This is a genomic window from Aliterella sp. E5.1, assembly GCF_057473825.1.
On sequence record NZ_JBYCCV010000111.1, the window covers coordinates 1 to 11,429 of the forward strand.

General features: G+C 43.2%; 12 protein-coding genes and 4 pseudogenes. 5 read left to right on the forward strand and 11 right to left on the reverse strand.

Annotation, left to right across the window (positions count from 1 at the left end; translation table 11 throughout):
* Window positions 1-108: 108 nt before the first annotated feature.
* The 7 genes and pseudogenes from AC2VE5_RS21425 to AC2VE5_RS21455 form a co-directional block, all read right to left on the reverse strand.
* Window positions 109-447 (reverse strand): response regulator transcription factor, encoded by a 339-nt coding sequence (locus tag AC2VE5_RS21425; protein ID WP_486889713.1) that lies wholly within the window; start codon window positions 445-447, stop codon window positions 109-111.
* Window positions 425-1,216 (reverse strand): sensor histidine kinase, encoded by a 792-nt coding sequence (locus AC2VE5_RS21430; RefSeq protein WP_486889724.1) that lies wholly within the window; start codon window positions 1,214-1,216, stop codon window positions 425-427. Before AC2VE5_RS21430 ends, AC2VE5_RS21425 begins: the two co-directional genes overlap by 23 nt.
* Window positions 1,196-2,092 (reverse strand): annotated as a pseudogene (locus AC2VE5_RS21435) (PAS domain-containing protein); the annotation flags it as partial. The pseudogene AC2VE5_RS21435 and the gene AC2VE5_RS21430, both read right to left, overlap by 21 nt.
* Before the next feature lie 18 nt (window positions 2,093-2,110).
* On the reverse strand, window positions 2,111-2,428 hold the full coding sequence (locus AC2VE5_RS21440; protein WP_486889714.1) for a PAS domain-containing protein: 318 nt from the start codon (window positions 2,426-2,428) through the stop codon (window positions 2,111-2,113).
* A gap of 142 nt (window positions 2,429-2,570) precedes the next feature.
* On the reverse strand, window positions 2,571-2,987 hold the full coding sequence (locus AC2VE5_RS21445) for a PAS domain-containing protein (RefSeq protein ID WP_486889725.1): 417 nt from the start codon (window positions 2,985-2,987) through the stop codon (window positions 2,571-2,573).
* Window positions 2,957-3,634, reverse strand: coding sequence for a GAF domain-containing protein (locus tag AC2VE5_RS21450; protein WP_486889715.1), 678 nt, complete (start codon window positions 3,632-3,634; stop codon window positions 2,957-2,959). The genes AC2VE5_RS21445 and AC2VE5_RS21450 overlap by 31 nt, the downstream gene beginning before the upstream one ends.
* 71 nt (window positions 3,635-3,705) lie before the next feature.
* A complete protein-coding gene (locus tag AC2VE5_RS21455) occupies window positions 3,706-4,251 on the reverse strand; it encodes a response regulator (RefSeq protein ID WP_486889716.1) in 546 nt (181 codons plus the stop codon).
* Window positions 4,252-4,474: 223 nt separating this feature from the next.
* Between AC2VE5_RS21455 and lipA the strand changes: the two genes are divergently transcribed.
* Window positions 4,475-5,377, forward strand: coding sequence for a lipoyl synthase (gene lipA / locus AC2VE5_RS21460; protein WP_486889717.1), 903 nt, complete (start codon window positions 4,475-4,477; stop codon window positions 5,375-5,377).
* Between the two features lie 125 nt (window positions 5,378-5,502).
* On the forward strand, window positions 5,503-5,610 hold the full coding sequence (gene psaX / locus AC2VE5_RS21465; protein ID WP_486889726.1) for a photosystem I protein PsaX: 108 nt from the start codon (window positions 5,503-5,505) through the stop codon (window positions 5,608-5,610).
* A gap of 34 nt (window positions 5,611-5,644) precedes the next feature.
* On the opposite strand, the gene AC2VE5_RS21470 is transcribed toward psaX, so the two are convergent.
* Window positions 5,645-6,511, reverse strand: a complete 867-nt coding sequence (locus tag AC2VE5_RS21470; protein WP_486889718.1) for a branched-chain amino acid ABC transporter permease — start codon at window positions 6,509-6,511, stop codon at window positions 5,645-5,647.
* Between the two features lie 177 nt (window positions 6,512-6,688).
* Here AC2VE5_RS21470 and AC2VE5_RS21475 point away from each other — a divergent pair, with 177 nt between their 5' ends.
* The 3 genes from AC2VE5_RS21475 to AC2VE5_RS21485 all read left to right on the forward strand — a co-directional run bounded on the left by AC2VE5_RS21475 (window position 6,689) and on the right by AC2VE5_RS21485 (window position 9,452).
* Window positions 6,689-8,515: a sensor histidine kinase gene (locus AC2VE5_RS21475; protein ID WP_486889719.1), complete on the forward strand. Its 1,827-nt coding sequence runs from the start codon at window positions 6,689-6,691 to the stop codon at window positions 8,513-8,515.
* A gap of 343 nt (window positions 8,516-8,858) precedes the next feature.
* Window positions 8,859-8,996 (forward strand): hypothetical protein, encoded by a 138-nt coding sequence (locus tag AC2VE5_RS21480; RefSeq protein ID WP_486889720.1) that lies wholly within the window; start codon window positions 8,859-8,861, stop codon window positions 8,994-8,996.
* A gap of 228 nt (window positions 8,997-9,224) precedes the next feature.
* On the forward strand, window positions 9,225-9,452 hold the full coding sequence (locus AC2VE5_RS21485) for a hypothetical protein (RefSeq protein ID WP_486889722.1): 228 nt from the start codon (window positions 9,225-9,227) through the stop codon (window positions 9,450-9,452).
* A gap of 144 nt (window positions 9,453-9,596) precedes the next feature.
* On the opposite strand, the pseudogene AC2VE5_RS21490 reads toward AC2VE5_RS21485, so the two are convergent.
* From AC2VE5_RS21490 to AC2VE5_RS21500, 3 pseudogenes are all read right to left on the reverse strand, one after another.
* Window positions 9,597-9,726: pseudogene (locus AC2VE5_RS21490) on the reverse strand (IS1 family transposase); the annotation flags it as partial.
* 60 nt (window positions 9,727-9,786) lie between these two features.
* Window positions 9,787-10,440, reverse strand: a pseudogene (locus AC2VE5_RS21495) (SulP family inorganic anion transporter); the annotation flags it as partial.
* Between the two features lie 216 nt (window positions 10,441-10,656).
* Window positions 10,657-11,280: pseudogene (locus AC2VE5_RS21500) on the reverse strand (IS630 family transposase); the annotation flags it as partial.
* Window positions 11,281-11,429 lie beyond the last annotated feature (149 nt).

The following is an 11,429-nucleotide window of genomic DNA, read 5'->3' on the forward strand; positions in this document are numbered from 1 at the left end:
TAGTCGGCAGTACTCATCTACAAATCGGATTGTGGGTTGAGCAGATCTCGCAACTGACATACTTGCTTTCAAACAGTAGTATCTATTTTTATTCTAAATACTCTCTGCTTAGAGTGATAAAAGAGGGATATTCAGCACTACCAAATAATCATCTGCTCCTAGTTCCATCCCTTGACGCAAGGCTGATTTATCGGCTTTTGCTGTCAAAAAAATAAACGGAATTGCCGCCGTATTAGGGTTTTGGCGCAAAGTTTTCAGCACTTCATAACCATCTAATTCCGGCATCATTACATCGCAAATGATCAAATCTGGGCGATCGGCGATTGCTAACTTGACTCCATCTAAACCGTTTTCTGCGCCCACCGTGTCAAACCCTTTAGCCCCAAGACGTTCTAAAAGGTTTTCTCTAATCAAAAACTCATCTTCAATTACTAATATCTTGTTCATATATTTTTTCCTGTTTTAATGGCAGATAAACAACAAACGTTGTACCTACTCCGACTTTACTTTCGACAGTAATCTTTCCTTGATGTAAATCTACTGCCTTTTTGACAATCGCAAGTCCCAGCCCTGCCCCGGAGATATTACCAACATTGCTGGCTCGATAAAACGAACTAAATAAGCGTTCTTGTTCTAAACTTGGAATGCCGATACCCCGATCTTGAATTTTGAAAATGACTTCTTCTTGCTGGCAACCAATGTGAAAATCAATTGTTCCTCCGTGCGGTGAATACTTAATAGCATTGGAAAGTAAGTTGCTCAAGATATGCCGTAATAATTTTTCATCTAAGTAAGCGCAAAGAGTATTAGTTGAGCTAACCAAGGCAATGGGATGATTGCTAATACTGCTAGGGGGAATCTCATCTATCAAGTTGCGACAAAATTGAACTATATCAAGCAAGGCAGGATCGCAATCTAGTTTACCTACTTCTGCTTTGCCCATCAATATCACATCGTCCAATAATTGAGTCATGTGCTTGACATTGACTTTGATTCGATTGAGATGCAAGCGTTTTTTGTCCTTGCTCCAAATATCACCAAAGTCTTCTATTAATTCGGCTGAAGATAATATAGTAGTTAATGGCGTGCGAAACTCGTGAGAAGTCATAGTTACAAACCGGGACTTCAATTCGCCTAAATGTTTTTCTGTCTCTAGGGCATTGCGAACTTCTATTTCGGCTTGCTTGCGCCCGGTAATGTCTCTAACTATAACCATCACTTCATTTTCCGCACTAACAGCAATCCGAGTTTCGTAGTGACAAGTATTTCCATCTAATAGCATTTGACACTCAAAAACTTGCAAGTCTCCGGTGGCAATGGCTTGAGTAATACCGTTCCTTGTCAGTTCAGCTACATCCGCAGGCATAACCTCACAAACACTTTTGCCTAAAAATTCTCCTGGGAGTAATGGCACATTGTGAGTTTTACTAGCTTTGAAGTTAACAAAAATGCCATCAGCACTAATCCGAAACATTAAATCTGGTAAAGCATTAATTAAGGCGCGATTGGTAGCAAAGCTCGATCGCAAAGCTTCTTCTGTTTGCTTGCGCTCAGTGATATCTCGTTCCTCTAACAGCAGCAAAACAACCTTTCCGGTTTCATCAGTAATCGGCTTAATCGAGAAATCTACAGGAACATTAGTATTTTCTGCACCCACAACATCGACTTCGTAGCGGACAAAATTACCTGTTTGTGCCTGAAAAATCGCATCTTTTAGTTGAACTTGGGCTACCGGAGAATGCCGCCACCAGGGCGTTCCCCAAAAAAATTGCCCTACGACTTCTTTAAGGGTGACACCACCAAAATCAAGAGAAGTTTTGTTGATTTCTAGCACAACACCATCGCAAGTCAGCAATCCAATGAACTGAAAGGCTTGGTCAAATACAGCTTTAAATAGTTTCTCGCTCTCTTTCAAAGCGGCAGCAGCTTGCTTGTTTTCAGTGATATCTCGGAGCGTACCAGAAGTACCCAAAATATTTCCGTCGTCTAGAGTCAAGCGGGCATAAACTTCAACCCACCGATAGACACCGTATTTTGTTAGGTAACGAACTTCATGACGACAGTATTCTTTGCGACCTTGGACAAGCAGGTGGAAAACTTCTGCATTGTGCTAGCGATCGCGCTCATGAATGTAGTCTAAAAAGCTTGTGCCAAGGCTTTGAGGGATGGTAAATGCCGTAACTTCTGTCCAGGCGGGATTAAGAAAAGTCCATAACCCTGTAGTATCGGTTTGAAAAATTACTTCTTTAACGCCCACTACAGAACGATACTTCTGTTCGCTGGCTTGGAGGGCTTTTTCGGCACTAAAGCGATCGCTAATATCTTGGGCTAGAGAGGCAACCCCAATGACATCGCCGTGGCTATCTACCAAGAGGGTACTAAACCACTCACAAACAATTGTTTTACCATCTTTGGTAATAATTTTCATTGATATGGTGAGTGCCGCCAGTTTGCCCTAGTAGCTCTGTCATGACTCGATTGACATCATTTCTTGCTGATGGCGGTACTAAAAGCCCCGCCGCATGATGACCAATAGATTCCTCGGCGCAGTAGCCAAAAATATTTTTTGCCTAGCGATTCCAGTTAGTAATTTCAAAATTTAAATCCCATTCAATTGCCGCAACTGGAGTTTGCTGGATGTGCATTGCTAGTTTTTGCTCAGACTTTTTGAGGGCTTCTTGCGCTAAGACGCGATCGCTAATATCTTTGGCAATGCCGATAAAACCTGTAATACTGCCCTCGGTATCGTGCAAAGCTGTAACGGATAGCAAGACGGGAAAACGGCTGCCATCAGCGCGGATATAAGTCCATTGGCGTTCGTCTGCTTGTCCGCTTTGGGCTTTGGCTACAAAAACTTCAAATCCTGGCTCAATAGTTGTTCCCATTTCTTGGGAGAGTTCCCAGGCATACTGCTTTACTTCCGTAATGTCGTGAAAAAGAGCGGGAGTTTGCCCGATTAGTTCTTGGGCAGTATATATCCCAACCAGCGCTCGGCGGCGGCATTAACAGTTTGAATAATTCCGTCTTTTGTAGTAGAAATAATCGAGTAGTTCGCACCATCCAAAATCGCCTTTTGAAACCTGACCATTTGCTGCATCGCTTCGTCAGCAATTTGGCATCTAGTTGTAGATTCTCGCAAGGCTACCAAGTTGCGCCGCAAACTTAATTGCGTCATTACTTGACGCGACAAAACGACCAAAGCATCTTGTTGTTCGGCATTCAAATGACGAGGTATATAGTCAATTAGACATAAAGTCCCTAGAGCAAAACCATCGGGATCGATTAGAGGCGCGCCCGCATAAAAACGGATATGGGGAGCGCCGATAACTAGGGGATTTTCAGCAAAACGCTCGTCTTGCTTGGCATCGGGGATAATTAACGGCTCAGTTTGCAAAATTCCATGGGTGCAAAAGGCAAAATCTCTAGAAGTTTCACAGATTTCTATGCCTACTTTTGATTTAAACCACTGGCGATCGCGATCGATCAAACTTACCATAGCCATCGGAACACCACAAATAGAAGCCGCCAAGCGCGTCAAATCATCAAAGACACTTTCCATCGCCGTGTCTAGAATTTCATACTTGCTTAAAGCTTGAAGCCTGCCAGTTTCATTACTTGGTAATGGGGCTTTCACGGCAAATATTCCTAATCTTAATTATTAGACCTCGTATTTTTTATGTGGAGATGATTGCTCAGAAAAGACGATTATTTTTTATTAATAAAAGTGACAATTTGCCCGATTTGTTGCTTGAGAGCATTAATTTCTGCTTGCATACTAGAAATTTTCTGTTGCATTACCTGAATTTCTGCCGTTCCGGTAGCGTAGGTACTACTACGAGTCCCGGCGGTAGTTGTTGCCGTACCTTTTGGTGGCAATTTGGATTTTGCCATTGCTGACTTGATTGCTCCAATCAGGTCTTTTTGCTCAAAGGGCTTTAAGATAAATTCAAAATGCTCAAAGGGTTCTTGGATTTTTTCTACTACTTCTTCTTTGCGCCCAGACATCAAAACCAAGGGAATTTTGCGTAATTCGGGGTTTTGTTGAATTTGCTGAAATACTTCCCAACCGCTCATTTTAGGCAAGAGAAAGTCAAGCATAATCAAGTTTGGCAGTTCTTGGCGAATCAAGTTGATTCCTTCCAATCCGTCTTTGGCTTCCAAGACTTCAAAGTTACCTGGGGGCAACATTTCTCTTACTCGTACCCGAATTACGCGGCTGTCATCAATAACTAAAATTTTACGGTTGGTCATGAGTTAATCCTTGAGGGAAGAATTTGAATTTAAAATAGTAATATTACTAATGTAGTTATGCCTAGCACAACCATAAATTAAACTTAACGCTAGGACTATAGTGCCTTCAAGAGAAATTTTACGGAGAACTAAAACAAGCTGATATTTTGTTTGATGTTAAGCTAAGTAAATTTACGGCTTTATAGTCATATTTATAAAAATTATTTTAATTGTTTAAATACCTATGACTGAATTCCCCTCGGCGGCGCGAAAATTAGCACAAACTGAGTTGATGCCCGCTTGGTTGCGTCGTCCGCTTGGCAAGGCTAGTGAAATCTCCACTGTCCAACGTATCATCAAGCAACGACAAATTCATACTATTTGTGAAGAAGGACGCTGCCCAAATCGAGGTGAATGTTACGCCCAAAAGACTGCAACTTTTCTGCTGATGGGACCCGTATGCACTAGAGCTTGCGCGTTTTGTCAAGTAGATAAAGGTCATGCGCCAATGCCCTTAGATCCTGAAGAACCACAAAAAGTAGCCCAATCGGTGCAATTGCTAGGTTTGAAGTATGTGGTTCTCACCTCCGTGGCGCGGGATGATTTGCCAGATGGGGGCGCAAGTTGGTTTGCTGAAGTCATTGCTAATATCCGTCGCTTGAACTATGAAACCCAAATAGAAGTATTAACATCAGACTTTTGGGGTGGTAAAGATAGTGTCTCATGGAGAAGCCGCATTGCCATAGTGGTAGAGCAAAAGCCTGTATGTTACAACCACAACATCGAAACAGTCAAAAGGCTGCAAGGACGAGTACGGCGGGGGGCGAAGTACGATCGCTCGTTGCAAGTTTTGCAGATAGTCAAAGAACTAGATCCGCAAATCGCCACTAAGTCAGGGTTGATGCTGGGACATGGCGAAACCCAAACAGAGGTAATTGAAGCGATGACAGACTTAAGGAGTATCGGGTGCGATCGCTTGACTTTGGGGCAGTATATGCGCCCCTCTTTGGCACACCTACCAGTACAGAAGTATTGGACTCCAGAGGAATTCGCGTTCCTTGGAGAAATAGCTCGAAATATGGGCTTTAATCACGTGCGATCGGCTCCTTTGGTACGCAGTTCTTACCATGCCGGAGAAAGGGAATAACTTAGTAAAAATATTTCTACAGATTTCTAGTCAAGAGTAGCGTTCTTTGGTATTCCTTAATTAAGTTACAAGAAAAAGGATTTGTATCTATGACGGCCAAAATAAACGATCCCAAAGGCGCAACTATGAATACTAGCACTGCTCCTTATCCATTTCGGACTATTGTTTCTTTGATTCTTTTAGCAGGTAACTTTTTGATTGCCGCCATCTACTTCCACGTTATCAATCCCTAGGATTGACTAAAAGCAGGCAATCGCCTGCTTTTACTTAAATAGTGCTTCTAAATAAGCCTTTAGGACGAATTAACAACACCAAAATCATGAATGACAAAGCTACAGCTAGTTTGTACTGAGAACCCAACCAAGGGGTACTCATCTCTTGGGTAATGCCAATAATAAAAGCCGCCGCGATCGCTCCGTAAGGGTTGCCAATGCCTCCCAAAATTACAGAAGCAAACATCGGTAAAATCAAAAACCAGCCCATATTAGGGCGCAATCCAGTAGTTAGACCGTACATACAGCCGCCAATAGCGGTCAACGTGCCAGCAATTATCCAAGTCCAAATAACTACCCGCTCGACATCTATGCCAGAAACGCGAGCAAGATCGATATCGTCAGCTACCGCTCGCATTGCTTTGCCGACTTTGGTGTACTGCAACAAGTAATATAAAGCAAAAATTGCAATAATAGCCAGCCCTACTACCAACAACTGGTTTTGAGGTATGCGTATTCCCGCGATAGTTAAAGCACTGCTGACAGGCAAATCGTAGCTTTGACTAGCACCGCCCCAAATTAAAATAATGCCATTGCGGATAAATAGCGCAAGTCCAATTGAGATAATAATGAGGGTAGTAGAACTAGCTCGGCGATCACGCATGGTTGACCACAACAATTTTTCCGACAACAGCATTCCAGCAACCGTGCCTAACACGCCCAAAATTATTGATAGCCAAATATTTATGCCCCGGAGATTGGCACTAAGAGCAATGTAAGCGCCCAAAGTCATAAAGTCTCCATGAGCAAAATTTGATAAACGCAAAATGCCGTAAGTCAGCGTTAGCCCTACAGCAGCTAGGGCAATAATACTGCCGACAGCAATACCATTGATAAATAATTGCGCTAGTTGTCCAGCCATAGGTAATGTTTAGCTAAAAAAGTATTGACTACAAGGATAGAGTGTTGGGAGTAAAGTTATAAAAAGTGACTTTCTAGTTTTGTTCATGCCCTTGAACGCCGCAAGTCGCCGTAGCTTCTATTTTGCAAAGTCAATTTTTAGTTTTAAGCAATATTTTCAAATAATTAGTTGCAATCTATGCGCCGTTTTTATTTTACTAGCCTGCGCGATCTCTTAATTTTGTTAATACTTGCGTGCATTGTCCCCGTGCTGGGGATGACACTGTACAACGGTATAGAAGATCGCCGTTTAGCTATACAGCAGGCGCGAGCAGATATGCTCAAAATTAGTAAAATTGCTGCTACCCATCAAGCCCAGGTACTTCAAGATGCTCAACAATTATTATTGATACTGGCAAAATTTACGCGAGTACACACTCCCGAAGTGACTGAGTGCAAAGCTCTTTTGAGTGATGTATTAAAATCCTACCCAATTTATGACAACATCGGTGTAGTTAAAGCCAATGGGCAATTAGTTTGCAGCGCTGTACCCTACACAATGGAAGTCGAGAAGGCTGGATCTTGGTTGCAACAAACAGTAACTAATCGTACTTTTACTGTTAGCAAGTCTCCCCAGCCTAATCGAAGTCGCAGCTCGATTGTCTGTGCCTACCCGATATTGAACGAGCAAAATCAAGTAGAATCTGCGGTATTTTTAATTTTAAACTCCAGTTGGATCGAGCAAATTATTCCCAAAATTCAGCTTCCCAAAGGAACAACTTTGAGCGTACTCGATCGCAATGGTTCCCCTATCGCTGCTTATCCACAGCCGCAAGACTTGCAAGTAAAATCTACTTTGAATATGCCAATCATTAAAAATATGTTGGTTACAGGCAAAGATGTCGTAGAAATTCGCGGTGTAGATGGTAGCGAACACTTGTATATACCTACAGAAAAAAACAATTTTGTAGATCCCAATCGATATATGGCAGCTATTGGCATTTCCCAAGTCGAGCCTTTTGCTCAAGCCAACCGCACTCTCAAACGCAACTTACTTGGACTTACTTTAGTCACAGCGATTTCCTTAGTTATAGCTTGGGCGATTAGCGAACTATTTTGGATTCGTCCTTTAAAAAAATTAGTTAGTGCCACTACGCGGATTGCGGCGGGGGATCTCACGACTCGTACCAATTTACCAAATCGCCACGAAGAACTTAGCCAGCTAGGGCGGACTTTTGATTATATGGCTGCATCTTTAGAGCGCCAACTCACCAATCTCCAACGTGCGGAAGCTGAAGTTAGGCAACTCAATCAAACTTTAGAGCGCAAGGTCAAAGAGCGTACAGTGCAATTAGAACTGATAAATAAGGAATTAGAAGCATTTTCTTATTCGGTTTCTCACGATTTACGCGCTCCTTTGCGGCACATTACTGGTTTTGTTGAGGCTCTAGCTAGAGCTTTGGAACCTACTGGCGCTTTGAGCGATTGCAAAATTGCCCGCTATCTAACGGTGATTGACGATAGCAGCCAAAAAATGGGGCTATTAATCGATGGATTGTTGAGTTTGTCGCGGATCGGACAAAAACCATTAGTTATGCAGAAGGTCAATACCTGCGTTTTGGTTGATACTGCCGTTGCTTTGGTAACTCAGCACACAGACAATTCAAAAATCGAATTTATTATTACAGGATTACCCATAATTGAGGGCGATCCGATTTTGCTGCAACAAGTATTTAGTAATTTGATCGACAATGCGGTTAAATTTAGTCGCTTTCGCCACCAACCTCAAATCAAAATTGGTTCTTTACCTGATGGCACAATTTTTGTTCAAGATAATGGCATCGGTTTTCAAATGGAATATGCAGACAACTTATTTGCAGCATTTCAGCGCTTGCACCCCCAACAAGATTTTCCTGGTACGGGTATTGGGCTTGCGATCGTCCAAAGAATTATTCATCGGCATCAGGGTAGGATTTGGGTTGAAAGTCAACCCAATTTGGGTACAGTTTTTTACTTTAGAGTTTGAGCAGTGCAATTTTATTAAGTATTAGGCAAAAGTAAACTTAAAAACGCTTTACGCTTTGCCCTGGTAATTCCCATAAAACACTGCCTAATCCCCAATTGTGCCACCGCCGAATTGTCGTTACCCGATGCTCATGGCACTCCTATCTTCGCTGTTTCTAATACCAAGTTGCGTTCTAAAAAATCATCCTTAATTCAGGAAAAGTGGCTATACCCCAGGAACCCTGCTGCTATGTCGGAGCGCAACTTAGTATAACTCTGCAATATTTTTCCAATAATAGAGAGGGTGATAAAAAGTTATCATTGCAAAAAGCAGCACTGACCTGCACTAAACAGAACGTGGGTTTATGAACGAAGAAGCTCGGCGATCGCAGTCTTATTTCTTGGAACATTCATTACAACTTCCCACAACCATTGCCGAAAGTGTTGCTCAAATCAAAACCTTTGCGTTGCAAGAATTCGATCGAGAAATCGTCCAAAAGTAGCTTTACTATCATACCCGCGATCGCATAAACAATGTTCAGCGACGAGCAGACCAGATTTTTCAGGTCGTTTGTCCTTATTGGAGTGCATCGAATCAAACAACCGCCCTCGACATCTCACGGCTGAAATTATTACTCGTTCTTTGTGCGATCGCCCATGATATGGTTCAGGTGTTTGTTGTCCCTACTTAAAAGCATACTCCCAGGCAGCGACAGCCAGGAGTAAGTGAAATGGCAAATATCGATCGGTTGCTAGATTATATTAATCAGTTGAACCAATTGCCGCAAGCTTCTACAAGCTCGGCAAGATTGACTGATGAAGATACAACTATTATCCAAGATGCGATTTCAGCGACGATTTGTGCCTATGATTCTACAGAGCAAGCAATTTATCAACCCGATCTTTTCTTTATAACCCGCATAAATCATTGTCCCCTGTTGCTCGTATTCTTGCCTTAGCAGATATTGGAGCGTTGGGTATAGATGGAGTGGAGGTTTACCACCAGGAAGGAAGTTTGCTTGTTTTAGAAGAGAACCTCGATTTGATTCCACTTATTCTAGATGGAATGATCTATTCTTGGCGTTGCTGAATGAGCGTAGGAATCAGTTTGGAATCGGAACAGCCCAGAATTTGAGATAGTGCAGTAACAATCGAATTGAGAGCCTCAGCATTTGCTCTGATGAGCGAATAACACCATGTTTTTCGATGCCATCGGGCAAGATAATGTCGTATACTTGCCCCTAAATTGCGAGAAAGCGTGTTCTCTGCCACACTTGCAAATCCACCTATTCCTGACGCGATTGTGGCAGTTCCAGCAACTTTTAGCTCGTGATTGAGATCCAAATCCCGCCCCGCTAGTAACTCAATTCCGTTCGCATTCAGCAACAGCGCCATAGAATCGACCAGCCAGAGTGCTGCTAGACTTGAAATTTGCCCAGCAACAACCCTCCAATCCGCTCCACCCAACGATTGGAATGTAGTAAAGTTATAAAGACCTCCTGGCGCAATTTTCTCCAGTAGCAACCCTTGCGACTGTGCCTGGGCAATTGGGGTTCCTGTTATTGCCAACCCTACATAAAACAATGCGATCGAACCTACAATAATTCCAGGAATTACAAAAAAATGATCGATGCCGTGGGGAAGCGCAAACATCGCGATCGCAAAAATCAAAGCGGGAACCCACTGAAGCAAGACAATCGGCTGAAACAATGCCGAAATTGTGAAGTGGTGGTGATCGATGCCACTAATGGTATGAAATGCGCCTAAAATTAACAGCGCTCCCGTTCCTGCCAAAAAGCCACCCACAACCGGATACGGAATAAACCGGACGAATCCACCCAGCTTAAACTGTCCTAAAGCTAGAAAAATGATCCCGCTGACTACTGTGTAGAGAATAATCGTGGATGTTACTGTAAATAGCTTTTCCTCAAACGCAGCGTTTGGCATCTGCTCAAAGACTTGGCGACCCACCCGAAGCAAAACGGGAATGCTAGGCTCTGAAACCGTCGCCACAGTCGGGGTTTAGTAACTCAAACACGTGGCGATCGCACTTACAACGGTCGCACTAAGTATAATCAGCCCGATCCTGTATGGCGCGGCGCTTGAGAGTTCCCCAGCGACAATCACTGTGCAAACGAGGCGGCGGCGATCGCGATTATAGCCCTACGGGAATACGTTAGGACTATATTTGAATGCAGCATCAACACAATCACGAAAGTTGTCAAATTCCTCCCATCGTTGCCGCATCCAATTTTTGAGTACGAACCACCAATGCTCAATCTTGTTTAAGTCAGGAGAGTAAGTTGGAAGATACCACACTTCACATCCCGCGTCTGCCACAATCTCTTCGATTGCTTGGGAGCGATGGAAAGTGGCGTTGTCAATTGCCTTTGACATCACCCCTTTGCAATTGGGGCAGCAGACACTCCTCTAACCACATCTCAAACAATGCTCGGTTGCAGGAACCAGCAAAGGTCATTGGCTCAAACAGTTGCCCCTGCTTGAGCGCCGCAATCCAACTGACTCGCTCGATAGGTTTACCCGACTTGGAGGCATGAAAGCGTTGTCCAATCTCGCAGTAGCCATAAGGATCCTCTTCTCGGTTATCAATGCCCGCTTCATCAACCTACACAATCTGCCCTAAAGCCTTTGCCAGTAAGCGTTCTTGAAACTCTTGGCGTTGGAGTTCATCCCGTTCTCGATACCCGTAAGTCTTTTTTTACGACTCACTCCAATATGACGCATCGCATCACTAATGTTCTGCTGACTTACAGGGCAACCGCATAAAAATCATTGAGTTAAAAGTTTGATGAGATAGGTATGATCCCAAGCTGCCTTTTTGCGTCTGGCGGCAATGCCACGCTGGGATGAGGAGTCTTTGGCGAGAAGATTGAGAGCAAGATGCCTAAGCAAAGCCATGTTTTGAGGAGCAAAAT